Raw genomic sequence first — 18,375 nt, 5'->3', positions numbered from 1 at the left:
GGTACTCCGTGCATATTTGAAATCCTACGAATAAGACAACATTCAAAATTAAAGTTAACTATTTTAAAATGATACATTTTATATAACTAATGTTTTTCTTCTATGCTGCTAAAGAGGATAATACTTGAACTTTATTTGGACAATAAGACTCGTTTCGTCTTGCTATTCCTACAAAAATCCTTGCTAGTTTTTACCTATCAGTTTCATGATTGATTTCATTTTCTTTATCTCCTTTACCTTCACATTATGGAAATGGACGGCTTTAAACTCAGGGTTATTCATCACAAGACTCATTGTTGCTAAGTAGAGGAATCGTCGTAGTCTTGACCTTCCACGCTTTGAAATGACAATCTGACCTTTCCATTTGCCTGAACTTGCTTCAGCTAGATGTAATCCCGCATGCCCTAATAGAGAGTTACCGTGAGAGAAACCACCTGTGCTTGTCCTAGCATGCATTGCTCAAAGATATCGGATAAGGCTGGCGCCTGACCATCATGAAGTAAAGCCACTTCCGTCTATTACACTCAGACCGAAGCGTGGATTGCGCATGGTAGTCGAAGATAGAAATATAGGAGGTCTCCAGCGAGAAGCTTCTGAAATTTAAATGAATATAAGTTGTATTAATGAACAAAATTGTCACTCTACACCTAGGGAAGATCCCCCTTTAGTTCCATAAAAAAGACTGACGCATCAACCCTAGTTTTTCAAGTAAACCAGCTAATAGGATGTCAATATATTTGTATGAAATTTCCATTTACCTTATGATATATTCTTTATCTTCTTCTCCCTCTATTGCTTCTTTACAAAAATCCTTAAATGTTTCCCAAACTTTTTTTATATCATCAGCAATCTCAGTCTTAAGGTAACTTTCAGCATTTTTAACCGTAATCACGGGAATAACCCATACTTGCTAACCTTCCTTTTATCTGGTGTATTTAAATTGGTGTAGCTCCTTCATGACTTCGTTATATTTTACCTTTAACTCTGAACTGGGCCTTTTTAAGTTCCTCATGAGTTTGGACATGTACCGATAACCTAGTCGCCTTTAAATTTGCCACACTGTAATTTGAATTAATTTTCTTAAGGATTTTTTTCTGGCTTTTGACCTTATTGCCCGTTTGTATATATGATTTTTGAATTTCATTCAGTAATGGTTTTAACCGATTAGTTGTTACCGTCTTTTGACTGTTCACAATACTTCTAAGCTCGGATAGTTCTTTCGTGCCTCTACTCCTACCTTCCATTTTTCCTCAATGGTATAGCTTACGGTTAACCTGATTTCGACACGTCCTAGCAAGTTAGAAAAACTCTTTAAGCTGATTTCCAAGGTTTGTAATAGCCATTCAATTTAGCACCATTCTTATGCCATAATAGTTTTGTTTGTTTTTAAATCCATTTAACGATGCTAAGAGAAAATGAAATTTTTAGCATTTCACCAAATTGTTTGTACTAATATCCTTTTTCCCTTAATAAACTTAATAAAATCTAGTTAGGAGGGATGCAATGTTTAATAAATCCTCGAATAAAAAACATAATAGTGATAAGCCAATTATTTGTACAACCAATGGCGCTACTTACCAAAAGTACCACTCATATAAGAAATCGTATGAAAGAGAAGTATTTGTCATTAAAGATTATGGTGAAGATCGCGGTGTTACTCATAAAAGTGTTGCGTTATTTGAAGCTGTTAAAGATCAGTTTGACCGTTTTAAAATTGCAAAAATCTTTAAAGAATTTAATAACGCCAATATTTTGGTAGATAGTGATCTTATTCTTATAGACAAAAAAGGAAATGAACTACACCTTTCTGGTTGTAGTTGTGGTTACTCTGGTACAGGTCCCCATGGCACATTAGAAATTTTGAATAAAGCTGGATTCGAGATAGATAGACGGTTTTTATTTTGTTCAAAAGGATTCACTCTTTTCCATCCAAATGAAGAAAAAGAACTTTATGGCGAACGGTTATAAGTTTCCGATTTTAATCGGGAACCTCATTTGTAGGCCAGCGCAAACTTAGAATATAAAACCTTTGTGTAAATTCCTTTTTTTCCTGGGTAAATATTTTTCGGAGAATAGTTACTTTTTGTGTCTTTGTTTATTCGAACTGTTCATCAATTATTTTCTTGCCATTTTTTTGGGGGATTTATGCTATAATTCCCAATAGAAAGATTGGAGAGAAAAAAATGAACTGGGTAGACTTCATGGCACTTACTGGTATACTATTTTATTTGATTCCAATAGCATTTATCGCTTGGTTTTTAATCAGCTTTATCAAAACTCAAAAGGAACGAAACAGTTTACTTAGAGACATTTCATTAAAGTTAGATAAGTATGAAATTGGCAAAAGGGAAGAGTGATATAATACTCTTTCTTTTTCATTTTTATTTTATTTCACTATTATTCCATCACCTTTACTTCTCAGTTTGTATACCGCTTATTTGAACTGTGAAATTATTTTATCTAACTCAAATCCTTAAAACAGTTCATCCACTCCATTTTTTCGTTCAATACCTGCAGCCAAGTAAATATCCCTGGTGATACCCATTTCATGATTTTTAGGAATCATAGCGAGTAATCCGCAGTTTTCATGGTCCTTAACTTGAAAGGAACATTTTTCTTTCTGAAATAATCAAGTACATGCTGATTTTTCTGTTCCCTGGTGTCCACAATGTAAGTTATGTCCGACATTTATTTCCTCCTAAAGTAAGTCATCGCACGATCATACATTTCTTTTGATGGTTCTTTTGTCTTTTCATTTTCAAAATACGAAATGGATTCTTTCAGATTCATTCAACCGTTCCCTCTTAACTTCATTTCTCCAAAAAACAGTATAATAGTTATATATACCTTCATTATTATTACAATAATTCAAAACTATATATCCCTTTAAAATAAGATATGTTTAAATAAAAAAACCATAATTCAGTGGGTCTTTTATGGTCGTAAACAATATTTGTGGGATTTAACTTGAAAACTCATAAAATTAAGTAATTAGGGTTTTTCTTGATAAGAGGAAAATACCTATCAGTAAGGGGAAAAAGACATGACAACATTTACAGAGAAAAAAACAAAAAACATTGGAGTAGGTTCACTTTCTTTCGCACTTTGTTTAATCGGAATATGTTTGCTTTTCGATTTGGTAATAAGTTTTGCATTGGAGATATTATTTTAAATAATATCGGATTAAGCGCTTGGTCAAATGGTGATTCAGGTACACATTATACAATGTTCTATTCAGCTATATTTTTCATCACTTCCTTTATTATTGGTAATATTTATCCTGATAATAAAGGCGCACAAGCAGGGAAAATAATATCTGGTTTCCTATCTGTTCTTATTGTATACCTTTATCTTATCTTCATATTTCTTCATTTCCTCTAATTGCTGTATTTCAAACAAAATTTTATTGTATTGAATCTTGGTATAGGTACCTTTGTCTAAAGCAGCTCATGCGATTATGGGTTATTATGGTAATATAAATGTAGAGGAGGAGTCTAAATGAAGATAATTTTACAAGCATTTATTGGTTCAATAATAATTCATATAATCTATATAGTCGGTATGATGTTAGTCGGTTATATCAAAACAAGAAACTACAAACCAGATATAGCAAGTGCGTGGGATAAAGTAGAGACACTTCAAAGTGAAGTAGTTTTTGGTAAAGTTAATTCTCCTTTTCTTTACTTGTTTACTTTTATAGGTGTAACAGTGATTTGCGGAATTATTATATTTTCTTATAAAACATTGTTGAACTAACGGGGGGCGTTTCTTTAAAAAGGAATGCTCTTTTCGTATCCAATTAAAAGGAAGTAAATGTTATTACTATATTAAAGATGGTTGCTCTTCTATTACATGTGGAGAAAGCTTTAAACGATATATGCTACAATATTAAAAAAGGTAAACTTTGGAGGCAAACCACTGCAATAAGACTTATAACGAAATTAATTTCTTGATATATCCCGTCAAGGACATATTTATGAAACAGTGCTTTAATAAAGGAGTTGTATAAAATGGATGAAAAAAAAGATACAGAAATAAAACGCTCTTCAAAAGCAGAAAACATTCTACCTCAGATCAATAGTAAAACTAAGCTAGGCGACTTACGAAAAATCGCGAAGGACATTAAAAAAGATCACGAACTAGCTATGGAACTTTGGTCAACCGAAGAGTTTTTGCCCAGACTATTAGCAATCTTAATTATGGACAAAAAACTTCTTTCACAAGATGTGCTAAATAAGCTTGATAAGGATATGCAGACTCACACTTTTGATGAGCGAAATAACTTAATGGATTGGTTAATGGCTAATCAGCTCACCAAAGACAAGAAGAAAATTGCATTGATGGAGTCATGGGAAAATAGTCCTTCTGTTCTTCAAAGGCGAGCTTTCTGGTATTATCAAGGGCGATTGAGATGGACTGGACAAACACCGCCTGATAACACCGCAGACTTACTATCTGCATTAGAAGCTAATATTACGCAGGAAGAACCGGAAGTTCAATGGGCTATGAATTTCACCGCAGGCTGGATAGGCGTTTATGATGAAAAGAATCGTGCACGTTGTATTAAACTTGGTGAGAAAACGGGTCTTTACAAAGATGAAATAGTAGCAAAAGGATGTACTCCCAGCTATTTGCCGGAGTTCATTACGATTGAAGTTAACAAACGACAGAATAATTAGTTACCTCTGAAAAATTTATTAGGGTTTAATAATGAGTAACTTCCTCTTCAGGTTTAAATGACTTATCTCTTAAAAAGGCTGTGTAAAACATGGTCTCATTATCCATAACATCTATAAATTTCATGATCTTAATAATATCTTTATCAAAACAAATCTCTTTTACTTTCTTGCTTTTATATTTCATTTCAATCACAGATATTATCCTCTTTACACAATTACTTAATTGTACACGGGAAGTTTTATTCGGATCGATTTCAACGACTACCAAGTCCATTCTCTCTTCTAAAAATCTAAATTCGGTGTATTCTTATATTATTGTCTATTAAAAACCTTTCGCCTAGCCTCATTCTCAAATGATGATAGAATGAGTTTTTCATAGTATCTTCTTAATAAGGTCAACCTCAATCCGTAATGTCAATTGGTATATTTATTCTTTCTTCTAAGTTTCCTCCTACTTGGCAGGCGCTAAGTCCAACTTAATAATCATTCTCTCTGTTTGTCTAGGTTATTTATACAAAATAAAAAGCCGCCCATTTGGACGACTTGAATTGAATTGCTATTTAGTTTTCAGTACCACACAGTTTGTTCTAGTGGTGACAGCATCAAAATGTTGGCTCTGTTAATAAGTACATTGTACAAATTAATGAATATCTCTCTTTTTGAACCGTCCACCTCGTACTTCCGCAATATTTGCAATTGCTAAGAATGATGAAGGGTCGATCTCTTCAACAATTGTAGTTAACTTAGATTCTTCAAGTCTGGTAATTATACAGAAAATAACCTTCTTATCCTCTCCAGAATAGGCACCTTCACCATGTAAGTATGTCACTCCCCGTCCTAAGCGATTATTGATTGCATCACCTATCTCTCTTGCTTCATCGCTAATTATCCACACTGACTTTGTTTCTTCCATTCCAGTAATAACAATGTCAATGGCTTTAGCAGCTATTACATAAGCTAAGATTGAATACATAGCTCTATCCCATGTGTAAACGAATCCAGCAGAACCAAGAATAAATAGATTGATGAACATAACAATTTCGCCAACAGAAAAAGGTACTTTTTTACTTATTACAATCGAAAGTATTTCTGTACCATCAAGCGCACCACCGTTACGAATTACTATTCCTACACCAACACCTAAGAAAATGCCGCCAAAAATTGTAGCAAGAAGGATATCCTCAGTGAAGGGCGGAATAGGATGAAAATATGTTGCAAAAATCGAAAGCATTATAATCCCATATATAGTAGATATAGCAAAAGTTTTTCCAAACTGTTTATATCCAAGATATACAAATGGTAGATTCAATAGGAAAAGAAAGATTCCTAGTTTTATACCAGTAATGTGAGAAAGCATAATTGAAATACCTGTAATACCACCATCAATTACATGATTGGGAATTAAAAAGATCTCCAATCCAGTGGCCATTAGCAAAGCACCAATTGTAATAAGAATGGTCCGTTGGATAATTATCAAACTAGATAACTTTCTATGCTGCTTTTTTAGAACTTCCGTCAGAAAAATCACACCTTTTATTCATTTTTTTCTATTATATCCTAATATCAAATCAGGAAAAATACCTTTGAATAATAGAAGTTCTAATCTAACGCACAGTATGTTCCTCCATTGACTCACACCCTCCTTCTCCCTCAACAAAATAGCTGTATTTGTCTCGCTGCTACTCTACTTCTTTATGGTCCATCGCAACACCATTTTTAAAGGCATAATAAAAAGCCGCCATTTTGGACGACTTCTCATTACCGCACATTTTTTCCTTCGGTTAGTTAAAACCATTTAACCCGCAACACTTTTCATTTTTATCTTTACCTTGGTTTTATTTGTGAAGATTAAACTAATTACTGGATTGTAGTTGGAATTAATGATGTGAGACGAAACTAAGCATAGTATGAACAGCCATGCTAAAAACAAGATTGGATATTTTGGCATAAATGTTAATTCAGGAAACAAAGTCATATAAAAAAACATGTGAGTTAACCATACACTTGTTGAATGATCGCCTAAGTACTCTAATAACCTCTTGACCTTTATGTTTTTGTTCATAAGAGTAAAGATACATATAAAAGCAATCGCTGTGAAAGGAGCAATAATCATGGACTCATATAATGAATGTCCTAAAACAAGAGAGAAAATAAGTAATATACAAACAGCATTTTTATATTTCATTCCATAACACTTATCATAAATTTTAGAATATATTTTTTCTTTTGCAAAAATGGAACCTATAATAAAAGGAAACAGCGACGTGCCAACTAAACCTAAGGCATGTGAAATAGTTGATAGAATAACAGAGTCATTAAAGTCTATTACTTCCATTATTCTTTGAATATAACTAATTAGATACACTAAGCCGAAAATAATGATAAGGTACATAGAGTTATATTTCTTTATTAACTTTACAAGCAGTGGGGATAAGGCAACTAGGATAACATAAGTTTGCATGAACCACCATGCCGAATTGTAGCTATTTGTAATTAAAAAGAAATTTGAAAGAAATTCGTTCATGCTTTCCGGATAACCAGATCCAATAAAAGAACCAAGGGCCACAAATAGGATTAACACTATCCAAAAATTAATTAGCGTTTAAGGAATTTGCTATGAAGGTGAAAAGTGGAGTGCAGATGCATAAAGGCAAATTTGCTTACTATAACGGGATTGTGAACAAACTTATGAATAATCTTTACTTTGATGCGGATTTTATGGGCAACCTTAATTAATCTCAGAAAAGGTTTTTACCCGCCCAGAATATTTTATTCATTTAGCCCTTAAAGTATCAGGCTCATTAAACAAAAGAGTATGTTTCCATAAGAGAATTTTTTATTACTCCTTTAGTTAATCCGATCAATTCTCTTCAAATTTTTTTTATTAAAGGTTTTTGCTGATTTTCTTATGCAACTAAAGGGGCAGTTTACTTTAATAACCACAATATTTCTGTATGGAAAATCAAACAAAAAATCTTCCAAGGCGGAAGATTTTTTTATTTTAAATGGGGATATCCTTGCTAGCCCAAAGCCCAGTACCTCATAAACATCAATTCTCATAGTTTCTTTAAATCATCATTTAATTTCCGTGCTTGATTTTTGAAGTAAAGATAAAATGCAACCCAAAAGATCGTATAGACGACAATGGAAATTAAGAGTGTTAACAGTATGTTGGTAATATTAAATGGAATCCAGCCAATCGTGAGTGCCAAGATGAGGTATAGGATTATGATGGTTAAAAAATGGAGAATCGTCTGCTGGGATAGTTTCAAATTCCTGTTTTCAAAGTATAAGGGACTGACTGTAAAAAACCAGCCACAAAGAGCGGAGCCGATGGAGTTTTTCAAAAATACTGGTCCATCTATCATTTCGAAGCCACCGAAAAGGATATATAAATTGGTGACTAAAACCGCAATAAAGCATCCAAAGAAAATACCGATAAAACTGCGGATTATAAATGTTTTCATTCTACTTTCCTCCTGTTCAATTTTAGAGCTTCTTTAATCGCAGGGACATAGGTACGAGACACATATTCTTTCTTTCCTGATTTGAAGTAAACGCAGAGTGTACCATTGAATAATGCTTCAAAACGGCTCAATTGATTCAAATTAGCGATAACAGATTTAGACAGACGGATAAATTTTTTAGAAGGGAGCATGGACTCGAGCTCATATAATTTCTCTTTTAAAATAAAGGAATCTTTTTCTGTTACGGCGATAATATGATCGTTTTCAGTATGAAAATAGTGGATGTCATCCGGTTTGAGAATATGTTGCATTTCTCCCTTTTTTCCAATCAGGAATTGTTGCTCCCTTCCATAGATGCAGTCAATTAGTTCCTGTATATTTTCATCCAACTCAGGACCTTCGATGGTAACTCTTGTTTCTTTAAATGCTTTGTCAATATTAAGAGAAAGTTTCAAATTTCAGACACCTCTTTTCACCTAAAATCCTCTCATTGACTTTCTAATTTATTGTATGATGAAATTCCTTTCAAGTCTCCATAATTCCAGTAAGTGGAAGAAAAATGAAGGGTAACTTGTGGAAAATAGTTGGTGACTTACACAAAAGGAATCCCATGATCCGTTTAACGAAAACAACAATTTGTTGAGGTAGTTATAAAGAAGGCCATAAAACCTTCAACTGTGAGAGAGGAATGGTTACTGTATTTTTTGTTGAGTATTATTCATTACTTTGTGAAGTATTGTACTTAAACTAACGGGTGCGCGTTAGTTCCAAAGGGCACGAAATGAGACCATTATATGAGTGGTCTCTTTCTTCTGAATACGTAACTCTTTCGTGACGATGTATGTACACACAATACCCGTGCAGATCATGGGGCTTTCCCTCGTTGTGCAATTTAAAACTTATTGGTAAATGATATTCCAACGCATAATGAATATTGTATTCAAATTCTTCAACCTGATATTCATCAAGGACAGGTTTTTTATTTAGGAAGTAATCAACCTCACCCAATTTACTATTTAATGCTTTATGTTCTGGCATAATCAATGCTGCTTCCCATTTAACGAGCCCTCTATCACGAATTGTACTCATCAGATAGATTCCTCCTTTACATTTATTATATACGAACAAGAGTTCTTATATAAGACAGAAAAAAATTACTTCCCCAAAGAGGTTCGGGCTTAAAGAACTTGACAAAAGCCAGCATTTCCTACTGGCTTTTCGATTGATTATCTAGAGTGGCTTCCTTTATTGTTCCAATCAATGAAAGGACAGAGCCAGTTGCTTGTATCCAACTACCCATTACTACTAATGTTTCTGATTGTTCATTGTTTTGTTCTATATAGTCTCCATAACTGTAGCCATTGTTTTTATTTTCATTTAATACACCTTTAGTGGTTAAAGAATTCTCATTATCGGCTTTTTGGTCTTTACCTTTTTCATCACTATTTCTTAATTCATTAATCCCTCCTATAGCTTGTAATGAGTTCCCTGTGACTTGTAATATGTTTCCTATTAAGTTTTCTGAGTGGCCTGGGAAAGGAGAAAGCTCAAGTCCATGGCCAACATTAATTGCCCCACCCAAAGCTTGTATCCAGTTGCCCGTTATGAATAATTTCTGATCTATTTCTTTATTGAAGTCAATAACCAACCCTGTAACTACGATAGAGTTTCCAATTGACTGAAATTCCTTTCCAACTGTTCTAAGGACATCCCCTTGTACGTCAGCTTGTAAAGCATTTCCCCCTGCCTGTAAAACGTTTCCCCACAAATTTAGGTCATTACGCAAATTACTTTTTATATAGTTCACTGGCGTAGAACCGAGTGCAGCTGAAATTGTTCCGACAGCTACGATCACCGAACCAAAGATTGATATAAATACGCTTCCCATTTCAACCGCCAACCTGTCAATAATTAAAGAATTTGTAGTTCTTTTTCATCCCTTTTTTGGTACTTAGGAAAAACCAGGATATTTTACAACATTCCATTTCTCCTTGCGTAGAGAATCGATCAATTCTGATCCAACATTTAAGTTGCTTTCAACTAATTCTTTAGGAGTCAGTGCCATCCATTGATTCAGCGACATATCTTCATAGCGGTTGCTTTTGAACATCGCTAAAAACCATAATGTTTCGGTACCTGTGTTTTGAATATAGTGTCCGGTTGCAAAGGGCACATACCCGACATCACCAGCTCTATAATCAAATGTACGAGCTTCACCGTTTCCAGTAAATACGGTCATTCTCCCTTGTCCGGTAAGGTAATACTGCCACTCGTCGTTATTAGGATGCCAATGAAGTTCTCTCATTGCACCCGGTTCAATCTCAACGAGTGCTGCTGCGATTGTTTTAGAAATGGGAAAGTTAGAAGAATCAACAATTCGTACACTACCACCAGGCGTTTTGATTGGTGTTTGTTTCAACAGTTCGTGCTTGAAGGTTAACGGGACTTCTCCATAGGGTGACTGGACATCTTGACTTTCCAGTGAACCTGGTACATCCCCCTGATAGATATATACCTGTTCTGAAGGAATGGAGTTAAAAGCACTCTCTGGTACTCCGAAATTGGCCGATAGAACATCTTTTGGAGTATGTGCAAACCAGTCGGAGATGGATAAGGTGGAAAGATCGGAAAAATTCCCGTCATCGAAGACGAGTAGAAATTCGCAATGTTCCAACCCTTGAATCGAATGTGGGATACCTGGGGGAAAGTACCAAAGATCGCCTGGGCCCACGTCGGCAATAAAATTTCGTCCTTGTTGGTCAACCGAGGTTATACGTGCCCGGCCCAATAGCATATAAGACCATTCAGCCTGTTTATGCCAATGGAGTTCACGTACTCCGCCTGCCGTTAAACTCATATTTACACCCGCAAGAGTAGTCGCTATAGGAAGTTCCCTGACGGTGATCTCCCGTGACCATCCCCCGTGATTTAATGTCATAGAAGTGTCTGAAAATGAGAATTTCAAGTTAGGAACTAATCCTGCATCTGTAATAGGTGGGACGAGCATATTCGGATTTTGAATATCTCGCATAATATTACGCGGGCCAGAGTCAATCCCTCCAGCTCCATCACTTCGGATAGGCTGAGGCACGTTCCCGTCCACTTGATTAATGATTCGTTTTTCCATAAATACGCTCCTCGTTTATGGGATATTAAGGGGAAATTATTTTTCATAGTGTATGACTTGGGCTTCAAACTGTTACTGTGCCTATTGAAATATACAGGGGCTACACTTCATGAAGAAATTACTCCTTTTAGTTTAAAATTTAATATAAGAAACTACTTCTGAAATTTTTGTTTCTGAGACTAAAATTTCTTGTTCAACTAACCTGCCTACGTTAGTTGCATAAAGAAAATGCTGCCTTAAAGATAGCTCCGATCTTCAGCTAACGCATCTGTTAGTACATTAAGAAACCGACTTCGTTATCCATATGATCAACCTCCGAATGTTTTTGTTATTTCTCCCCAAAATGCAATAACAGCTGTAAGAATTCCAACGAACCCTCCACCACCAAGTAACCCTAAAACGATTTCCTTACGTGAACTAATCTTAAATTTAGAAACTTCTCCTTTAGTCTCTTCCTGCTTAGCAGTAATCCCAAGGCTGTGTTCAATTAATTTATTTAGTAAATCTTTCTGATCACCAGAAGATTTAAGGACAACGTTTTGAATTTCCAATTGACCCTTTTCCATGCTATTAATCTTATCGATAACCTCACCATAATTGGTTTCCAACTTCGATATTCGTTGCTCATGGTTCTCTAAACGTTGTGGCATGTCCATCTCCTCCAATGTCCATAACCCCCTTTAACATAAAATTCTCTCTCTCTCTCTGTATGTCTAGGATGTATACATAATAAAAAGCCACCCAATGAGGCGACTTTGATTGTAACAAGTGTTCTATGCCTATTCTTGTCTTAAAAGGCTTTTTCATTAGTACAAACCTACACTTTCTTCATAAACTACAAGTGTAATGAAATCTTAAAGAAGGGATGTAATATTAATGTTTTTTCGTAATCGTAATAGCGGAGGAAATAACCCCCATGTAATGGGAGCATCCAACAATGTAATGGGAGCATACTGGAACGCGCCTGGAGTAATGGGAGCATCGACCGGTAAACATTCCAACGTAATGGGAGCCTATAGTCCAATGGCTGGGTCTCCAGTGCAACATTGCCCAACGCAAACACTTCCTACTCAAGTTGCTCCAGCGCAAGTCTCTCCAACACAGCAATATGTTAATACGAATGTATCGAACACAGTGATTCCTGTCGTTCATCCATCGCATACTACAACTGTCAATAAACATGTGAATACGTATAAGCATTACTTTCCTCACACTCAATCTGTGGTCAACGAATGCTATACTCAAAACCTGATTTGTGGACAGCCACCGCAAAACCCATGCTGCCCTCCCAGGCACTTTGGATATTAATTAATACTGTATAAGGGCTTATTTGCCCTTATCTACATAGTAGGTTGTTCTATTCTTCATTTGGGTGTGGAAATAGTTCGTTCCTTAAGGTTTCACGATATTTATCTGGAACAAGTTCGATATCTAGAATACCGAACTTTACTGCAGTTAGATAAAAATTAAAATAAGAATCATCCATTGATTTTCCCCTCCAATTCTGTAATGTGTTGTTCAGCATCCATTCATTTCATCATGATTTCTGTATTAACTTCGGCCGATGCCGCAGTATTCATAATTAAAAAAGACGTTACTTCTGCAATGGAGGCAACGTTTTGATTCATTAGATTATTTTCTTTTAACTTTATTACTCTCATGAACTTCATTTAGTATTATGCAGAAATGATGGTAACTACATGCCAAAATCAAGCCTTTTTAATTCATTTGCTCGAATCCTAAAAAAAGCAGAGCTTCCCTCTTTGCCTATTCACTCTACTCGACATACGCATGCAGTATTACACTTAGAGGCTGACCTGGCGCAAGCATGAAATACATTCAAGAGCGCTTAGGACATGGCAGTATGCAAATCACAGCAGATGTATACTCACATATTAGTAAAAAAATTGAACATGACACAATGGATAAATTCGAGGAGCATATGAAAAATGTCCTTGAATAATTTTTTTGATTTTTTCCGGGCATTTATCGGGCAAATAATAACTTCATTTTTATTAATTCCATCCTTTAAAACAGGGATAAATGATTCAAACGCTTCTGAAGGTACGCCTAACGGCAAGGAGTAGATATATGTGGTGTAAGTGGTATGGTTGTATTTGCGGACTAATTTAGGGTGTAGGAAATTCTCGCATTTATTGATACCAACTTTTCTATTTTCAAAAATCAGCTGTATTTTTTTCTGATCAGTTAACTTTTTCTTGGGGAGAAGTGCTGCACCAAATGCCATTGCTGGTATCGCTAACCATTTAATCATTCCAGTTGCTCCAATCCTCAATTTCCCCTTCTGTTGTACCGTTATTACAAACGTTGAAGTATTCACGGTTTCCAAAGTGCTTGTAATATGTTTTTTCTTCATAATGAAACATGTACATGTACTGGCTTGAAGTTTCCTCAGTATCTTCTGGATCATTGCTCCATTCGGACAAGAAGTCATGTAATGGTTTAAAAGCTTTCTTGGTACTCTTATGAAAAAACATACAATCGCTCCTTCATTGAATTATAGAAAGAAGACTTCATAGTACAATTCATCAGGTGTATTCTTCATTGAATGGTGTAAAGTATTTCCACAAGACAATTAAGGAATTATGAATTACAAAATAGTTACCCACCTATGGACAGAGCATATTCTTTGGCAGATTTATTAGGGGTTAAAGTAGATGATCTGTATGAGAAAGAGGATTGAGCCTTTTTGAACATAAATATCAAGGTATACTTACTATGTGTAGTTTTATTATTCCGATAATTACGTTTGAATTTATATAAAAAATTCTTCTTCAGCTAAACTTGTAAATGTATAGAGAGGGTGATTGATTCTTAACTGGTTTCTTCTTCTCTTCACGGTTCATCGTTCTCACCCCATAAAAAAAAGCACCCAAATTAATGGGTGCCCTCTCCTTTTATTCACTACTCTTGACGTCTTTTATTAAATCATCTCTAAATGACTTTGCATCTCGTTCAAAAACTTTTTCAAACCTTTTTTCATACTCTTCGTAGGTTATCTGACCTTTTTCAGTTAGTAATTCTACTATAGCTTTAACCCTTACTCTACTCGACACTAATTCGTTCGTCATATTGGACAATAAAATACCGATTTTCTCATAATCATCATTCATTTTGTCATCCCCTTCGTTTATCAATACGACAAAAGGAGACGTTTTCCTGCCTAAAAAAAGCACCCAAATGTATGGGTGCTCAAATTCAATAAAATTCATAGCGATTATCATATGTTCTTTCTAATTTGCTCAAAATGTAGTATTCCTTTTTTAAAGTTTGCAACTGATTCTCCAACTCTGAATTTATGCCGTTTCCCATTTTCTCTATAATTTCCTTTTGGGCTTTTTTATTATCAAACATCTTTTTTAACACTTTCGCATGTTCATCAAATATATCCACCTTTTCTCCCCCTTAGTTTTCATACTATTTATATTCAACTAAAAGGCAAGGATTCCCAATTGTTTATTCACTCTAAACTAGGCACAAGACTTTACACTCACTTTATTTGTTGTAGATCATGTATTTCTGTATGCCTAGTTTACAAGGAACATAAAAACGCCTCGCCATTGGGATAGACGGTTATGATATATATTCAACGAAAGATGGATTGCTCCGCTTATCAAGACCTAAATCGTAAAAAGTCATAAAAGATAAAGAGAGATACATATTATACATGACTAATATGTATCTCCCTTTCCTTCTTGTTAAACAAACGCACCTTTAAGTGCATACAAAAAAAGTTGCCTCAGCAACCTCCATAATTGGAGTAAAACACCCGTTAGCGAAATAAGGATTTTTTACTTTCTAACGAATATTGAATATTCCATTGGATTTTCGAATCCTAATCTTTCAGCCAGCTTTATCGACGCAAAATTGTTAAATAGTAGCTATCGATTCTTTACCAATACTACCATTGCCCCAAGTTATTAATCCTGCAGGTATTTCTTTATGTAACTGTAACACCTTATTAGCATTATTGTATACCCGTTTTAATTCCTGGCCATCATTGTAATACTCAGTAATTGTTGTAGCACTATCAGCAGCTAACACAATTCCATCATTAATTTTAATTGATAATGCGATTGTCATTATATCCCCCCAAAATTGTGAATAAAACTAATTCTAAAGTATTAGTTTACTCACATCTCATAAAGGTTCTTTATACCTAAAAAGGAGTATCTTAGTTAATAATTTCTTCAAAATCCAAGATTTACACAAATTTGAAACCGTACAATTACTTATTATTCGCTTGAAATTTAAAAAAGCCCTTTCGCTAAGTGATGGTATTTTTAATCCTCTACGATCACATCAATAATTTCATCAAAATGAGGTTTTCGAACCAACTAAATTTAAATAATTGATTTGCGAACATAGTATCTACTACACGAACTCCCAAGAAATTGAACAGCAACCTGTATTAGTTTATGTAACGGATAGCACAACCCCAAAGTCTTATTTTAGTTTAACTAAAATAAGACTTTGGTCATCTTTACGTTGGTCAGTTTCCTCTTCATTTCTAAGCGAATGTATAATTTCCTCTTTGAGTGTAGATAAAGGGGCAGCCGAATAGGTCTTTAACAATGAGCATAAGCGGTCTGAACCTAAAGGTTCTTCAACTCCATCTGTATAAAGGCACAGCTTACTGTCCTTATCGTATGTAAGGGTATTTGTTTTGAAAATCATATCTTCAAACATCCCGAGTGGAGGTCGATTAGAACGCAAGTGATATTGATTTCCGTTTATATCCTGTAAAAGAACGGAAGGATGGCCTGCATTGATATAATTAATTTCTCTCTTATCAGTATCGATTAAAAGGTAGACGGCTGTGCAGTAATGCCAAGTTTCACTTGTGTTTTTGAATAAAGAATGAAGATGATCATCTAATTCCTTCATCACAGTTTTCACTTCAGAACCTTTTAAAATTAATCTCTGAAATATGGAATGAAGTGACATGGTTATTAGAGCTGAAGAAAGCCCGTGCCCCATCACATCAAGTAGGATAATACCATACCGTTGGGCGTCAATTTGGTAAAATCCATAAAGGTCACCTGATAATTGATTGGAGCCTTTATAATACGCTTGAATTTCAAGATGTTCATTAATAATAGGAACAGTTAATAGTGTCTCTTGGATTTTTTTAGCAAGATCCATTTCTCTTTCTGTATCTACTTTGTATTTTTCGTTTTTTTCGTTTAATTCAATAAGTTTATCCTTTTGCATTTTCATCGTTTCATGAGCATTCTCTAAATCAGAATAAGCCTTATTCCTAGCGTTTAGAGCTGTCACTGCCTCTTTTTTCGCTATAAGAAGCTCATTTTCTAATTCGTTTCTTTTTCGCATTGGAATCACCACACACTCAATAATAGTTCTTCCATCTCGCTCTCTTCGAACAGCGTTGAGTAACACAGGTATTTCTTCTTCATCTAAAGACTTTAAGGATATATATATTTCCTCAATGTGATTTTCTAACTTAATCAGAGGAACCAGATAAAGCTGATGAAAGAGTATAGCAGAAGCCGAAAGGATAAAATTAATATGCTGCCCTTTCATCTGATCCAGTTTATACCCCAATATGTTAAGTAAGGTTTGGTTAACGGATAAAATAGTATCGTCTTCTGATAAAGTCAAATATCCGCAGGGAGCCTCATTTAATTGTTCATTCACAAAAATTCACACCCATCCCTTTCCGTAAATCGCTTGTCGGAAATTCATCCAAATACTGACAGATTAGGTATATCGTCTCTTCAGGATGACTCATATGTGGACAGTGTCCTGTTGCTTTCATCATTTTCAATGTACTATGAGGAAGATGCTTATGAATGTAATCACCTACTGCTGAAGGAGCAATAACATCTTTAGAACATTGCAAAATGAGTGATGGTACTTTTACTTTTGCTAAGTCTTTACGATTGTCTGCAAAAAAGGTAACCTCCGCAAATTGTCGAGCAATAATTGGATCAGTTGAACAAAAACGATTCTCTAGCTCCCGTTTAAGCTCTGGTCGATCTGGATTATTCATTACCGTTCCCGCAAAGGCGGTTGCCCAGCCTATATAATTTTTGTCCATCATATCAATTAATCCTAAAAGTTGTTCTTTCTCGAATCCTCCATAATAATCATTAGGGAGATTCAGGTAGCAAGGGGAAGGACCAACCAGAACAAGATTAGAAAAATATTCAGGATGTTTAATTGATGCCAGCATGCCAATCACACATCCAACAGAGTGTCCAACAAATATAGCATCTTTTAGGTCTAATGCGGAACAAACATCAAGTACGTCCTGTGCATACCCTTCAAGAGTACTGTATCTTTCCACGTTATACGCCTGTATATCTGAATTACCTGACCCAACATAGTCAAATAGGATAATTTGGTATTCATCTTCAAAGTCTTTTGCAACTAATTGCCAGACATTTTGATCACAACCAAAACCTGGAGCAAATATCATTGGTCGTGTACCACTTCCTTTAACCTTTACATTATTACGTAATAAAATATCGGAATTCATAATTGGCTCCTTCATTAGAAGATATACTTACTATATGTTAACACTAACTTTATTTGAATTAAAGAACAGCAATGGTGGGAGAAGTATCCACTTCGTGGAGTTTCAAGACTTTTGGAAACTCTTAGTCTTACGTATACACGAACCTCTTATACCCGGAAAAGGTCGACAACATTCCTTGATAATTAGCCTTAGGAAAGTCTAATTATAAGAAGGGATTATGTAAAAGATATCTACGAGGGATTTTTTGTTTAGGTCACTAAGAAATATATGGCCCATGATGTTTTTCTTTTCACTGTTCAAGAGCGTAGAACGTTGTGGAGTTCCTACAAGAATATAACGAGGTAACGAATAAGGTTATAACTGAAGTAGAAAAACAAATAAATAATCGAGTAGACCAGTTTTTATATACCTTTTTTGTCAAATATTCAATACTAAGATTCATTGATAATGACTCAAAGTGAATTGGTTGAAAATCTTTTGGTTCCAATAACACCCGTATATGAAATTTTGGCTTAAATTGGTGTGGTTCGTTTTCCCCTCAACTAACCTGCCCCTTTAGTTCCATAAGAAAAGAGCTGC

At 34.9% G+C, this 18,375-nt stretch carries 23 protein-coding genes and 4 pseudogenes; 7 read left to right on the top strand and 20 right to left on the bottom strand.

Annotation, left to right across the window (positions count from 1 at the left end; all coding sequences use genetic code 11):
- Positions 1 to 100: 100 nt before the first annotated feature.
- Positions 101 to 432 (bottom strand): annotated as a pseudogene (locus ACQKMH_RS19330) (transposase); the annotation flags it as partial.
- A 322-nt stretch (positions 433 to 754) separates the two neighbouring features.
- Positions 755 to 892 (bottom strand): hypothetical protein, encoded by a 138-nt coding sequence (locus ACQKMH_RS19325; protein WP_427589050.1) that lies wholly within the window; start codon positions 890 to 892, stop codon positions 755 to 757.
- Positions 893 to 1,503: 611 nt separating this feature from the next.
- Here ACQKMH_RS19325 and ACQKMH_RS19320 point away from each other — a divergent pair.
- Entirely contained in the window at positions 1,504 to 1,968 is a 465-nt protein-coding gene (locus ACQKMH_RS19320) for a hypothetical protein (RefSeq protein ID WP_427589049.1), read from the top strand.
- A 215-nt stretch (positions 1,969 to 2,183) separates the two neighbouring features.
- Positions 2,184 to 2,357 carry a hypothetical protein gene (locus ACQKMH_RS19315; protein ID WP_427589048.1) on the top strand — a complete coding sequence of 58 codons (174 nt, stop codon included), beginning with the start codon at positions 2,184 to 2,186 and terminating at the stop codon, positions 2,355 to 2,357.
- A gap of 122 nt (positions 2,358 to 2,479) precedes the next feature.
- Here ACQKMH_RS19315 and ACQKMH_RS19310 read toward each other — a convergent pair.
- A pseudogene (locus tag ACQKMH_RS19310) lies at positions 2,480 to 2,688 on the bottom strand (ERCC4 domain-containing protein); the annotation flags it as partial.
- Between the two features lie 810 nt (positions 2,689 to 3,498).
- Between ACQKMH_RS19310 and ACQKMH_RS19305 the strand changes: the two are divergent.
- Together ACQKMH_RS19305 and ACQKMH_RS19300 are read left to right on the top strand one after the other, a co-directional pair.
- Positions 3,499 to 3,756, top strand: a complete 258-nt coding sequence (locus ACQKMH_RS19305; protein WP_427589047.1) for a hypothetical protein — start codon at positions 3,499 to 3,501, stop codon at positions 3,754 to 3,756.
- A 254-nt stretch (positions 3,757 to 4,010) separates the two neighbouring features.
- Positions 4,011 to 4,679: a DNA alkylation repair protein gene (locus ACQKMH_RS19300; protein ID WP_427589046.1), complete on the top strand. Its 669-nt coding sequence runs from the start codon at positions 4,011 to 4,013 to the stop codon at positions 4,677 to 4,679.
- A 25-nt stretch (positions 4,680 to 4,704) separates the two neighbouring features.
- On the opposite strand, the gene ACQKMH_RS19295 is transcribed toward ACQKMH_RS19300, so the two are convergent.
- From ACQKMH_RS19295 to ACQKMH_RS19285, 3 genes are all read right to left on the bottom strand, one after another.
- Positions 4,705 to 4,872: a hypothetical protein gene (locus tag ACQKMH_RS19295; protein ID WP_427589045.1), complete on the bottom strand. Its 168-nt coding sequence runs from the start codon at positions 4,870 to 4,872 to the stop codon at positions 4,705 to 4,707.
- Positions 4,873 to 5,319: 447 nt separating this feature from the next.
- The gene (locus ACQKMH_RS19290) at positions 5,320 to 6,198 is read right to left on the bottom strand and encodes a YitT family protein (RefSeq protein ID WP_427589358.1); all 879 of its coding nucleotides are present in this window, start codon (positions 6,196 to 6,198) and stop codon (positions 5,320 to 5,322) included.
- A 276-nt stretch (positions 6,199 to 6,474) separates the two neighbouring features.
- The gene (locus tag ACQKMH_RS19285) at positions 6,475 to 7,263 is read right to left on the bottom strand and encodes an acyltransferase family protein (protein ID WP_427589357.1); all 789 of its coding nucleotides are present in this window, start codon (positions 7,261 to 7,263) and stop codon (positions 6,475 to 6,477) included.
- Between the two features lie 14 nt (positions 7,264 to 7,277).
- On the opposite strand from ACQKMH_RS19285, the pseudogene ACQKMH_RS19280 reads away from it, so the two are divergent.
- A pseudogene (locus ACQKMH_RS19280) lies at positions 7,278 to 7,415 on the top strand (helix-turn-helix domain-containing protein); the annotation flags it as partial.
- A gap of 320 nt (positions 7,416 to 7,735) precedes the next feature.
- Here the strand turns inward: ACQKMH_RS19280 and ACQKMH_RS19275 are convergent.
- The 6 genes from ACQKMH_RS19275 to ACQKMH_RS19250 form a co-directional block, all read right to left on the bottom strand.
- On the bottom strand, positions 7,736 to 8,146 hold the full coding sequence (locus ACQKMH_RS19275) for a DUF3021 domain-containing protein (RefSeq protein WP_427589044.1): 411 nt from the start codon (positions 8,144 to 8,146) through the stop codon (positions 7,736 to 7,738).
- On the bottom strand, positions 8,143 to 8,601 hold the full coding sequence (locus ACQKMH_RS19270) for a LytTR family DNA-binding domain-containing protein (RefSeq protein ID WP_427589043.1): 459 nt from the start codon (positions 8,599 to 8,601) through the stop codon (positions 8,143 to 8,145). The genes ACQKMH_RS19275 and ACQKMH_RS19270 overlap by 4 nt, the downstream gene beginning before the upstream one ends.
- Before the next feature lie 292 nt (positions 8,602 to 8,893).
- Positions 8,894 to 9,235 (bottom strand): YolD-like family protein, encoded by a 342-nt coding sequence (locus tag ACQKMH_RS19265; RefSeq protein WP_427589042.1) that lies wholly within the window; start codon positions 9,233 to 9,235, stop codon positions 8,894 to 8,896.
- A gap of 118 nt (positions 9,236 to 9,353) precedes the next feature.
- Entirely contained in the window at positions 9,354 to 10,034 is a 681-nt protein-coding gene (locus ACQKMH_RS19260) for a DUF6944 family repetitive protein (RefSeq protein WP_427589041.1), read from the bottom strand.
- Between the two features lie 63 nt (positions 10,035 to 10,097).
- A complete protein-coding gene (locus ACQKMH_RS19255) occupies positions 10,098 to 11,273 on the bottom strand; it encodes an oxalate decarboxylase family bicupin (RefSeq protein ID WP_427589040.1) in 1,176 nt (391 codons plus the stop codon).
- A gap of 308 nt (positions 11,274 to 11,581) precedes the next feature.
- Positions 11,582 to 11,923 carry a hypothetical protein gene (locus ACQKMH_RS19250; protein ID WP_427589039.1) on the bottom strand — a complete coding sequence of 114 codons (342 nt, stop codon included), beginning with the start codon at positions 11,921 to 11,923 and terminating at the stop codon, positions 11,582 to 11,584.
- A gap of 226 nt (positions 11,924 to 12,149) precedes the next feature.
- Between ACQKMH_RS19250 and ACQKMH_RS19245 the strand changes: the two genes are divergently transcribed.
- A complete protein-coding gene (locus tag ACQKMH_RS19245; RefSeq protein ID WP_427589038.1) occupies positions 12,150 to 12,581 on the top strand; it encodes a CotD family spore coat protein in 432 nt (143 codons plus the stop codon).
- 49 nt (positions 12,582 to 12,630) lie between these two features.
- Here the strand turns inward: ACQKMH_RS19245 and ACQKMH_RS19240 are convergent, their stop codons facing one another.
- Positions 12,631 to 12,759 carry a hypothetical protein gene (locus ACQKMH_RS19240; protein WP_427589037.1) on the bottom strand — a complete coding sequence of 43 codons (129 nt, stop codon included), beginning with the start codon at positions 12,757 to 12,759 and terminating at the stop codon, positions 12,631 to 12,633.
- Between the two features lie 166 nt (positions 12,760 to 12,925).
- Here ACQKMH_RS19240 and ACQKMH_RS19235 point away from each other — a divergent pair.
- A pseudogene (locus tag ACQKMH_RS19235) lies at positions 12,926 to 13,236 on the top strand (tyrosine-type recombinase/integrase); the annotation flags it as partial.
- Here the strand turns inward: ACQKMH_RS19235 and ACQKMH_RS19230 are convergent.
- From ACQKMH_RS19230 to ACQKMH_RS19200, 7 genes are all read right to left on the bottom strand, one after another.
- Positions 13,162 to 13,548, bottom strand: a complete 387-nt coding sequence (locus ACQKMH_RS19230; protein WP_427589036.1) for a hypothetical protein — start codon at positions 13,546 to 13,548, stop codon at positions 13,162 to 13,164. The pseudogene ACQKMH_RS19235 and the gene ACQKMH_RS19230 overlap by 75 nt on opposite strands.
- Entirely contained in the window at positions 13,541 to 13,771 is a 231-nt protein-coding gene (locus tag ACQKMH_RS19225; protein WP_427589035.1) for a hypothetical protein, read from the bottom strand. Before ACQKMH_RS19225 ends, ACQKMH_RS19230 begins: the two co-directional genes overlap by 8 nt.
- Before the next feature lie 420 nt (positions 13,772 to 14,191).
- Positions 14,192 to 14,407 (bottom strand): hypothetical protein, encoded by a 216-nt coding sequence (locus ACQKMH_RS19220; RefSeq protein ID WP_427589034.1) that lies wholly within the window; start codon positions 14,405 to 14,407, stop codon positions 14,192 to 14,194.
- A gap of 85 nt (positions 14,408 to 14,492) precedes the next feature.
- Positions 14,493 to 14,687 (bottom strand): hypothetical protein, encoded by a 195-nt coding sequence (locus tag ACQKMH_RS19215; protein ID WP_427589033.1) that lies wholly within the window; start codon positions 14,685 to 14,687, stop codon positions 14,493 to 14,495.
- Between the two features lie 477 nt (positions 14,688 to 15,164).
- The gene (locus tag ACQKMH_RS19210) at positions 15,165 to 15,377 is read right to left on the bottom strand and encodes a hypothetical protein (RefSeq protein WP_427589032.1); all 213 of its coding nucleotides are present in this window, start codon (positions 15,375 to 15,377) and stop codon (positions 15,165 to 15,167) included.
- Between the two features lie 363 nt (positions 15,378 to 15,740).
- Complete coding sequence (locus tag ACQKMH_RS19205; RefSeq protein ID WP_427589031.1) at positions 15,741 to 16,952, bottom strand: SpoIIE family protein phosphatase; 1,212 nt, start codon at positions 16,950 to 16,952, stop codon at positions 15,741 to 15,743.
- The gene (locus ACQKMH_RS19200; protein WP_427589030.1) at positions 16,945 to 17,796 is read right to left on the bottom strand and encodes an alpha/beta fold hydrolase; all 852 of its coding nucleotides are present in this window, start codon (positions 17,794 to 17,796) and stop codon (positions 16,945 to 16,947) included. The genes ACQKMH_RS19205 and ACQKMH_RS19200 overlap by 8 nt, the downstream gene beginning before the upstream one ends.
- Positions 17,797 to 18,375 lie beyond the last annotated feature (579 nt).

The sequence above is a fragment of the Peribacillus sp. NPDC097895 genome, assembly GCF_050277555.1.
GTDB lineage: Bacteria > Bacillota > Bacilli > Bacillales > DSM-1321 > Peribacillus.
Note: the sequence above shows the minus strand (reverse complement) of the source record. Positions and strands in the feature narration are given on the sequence as shown.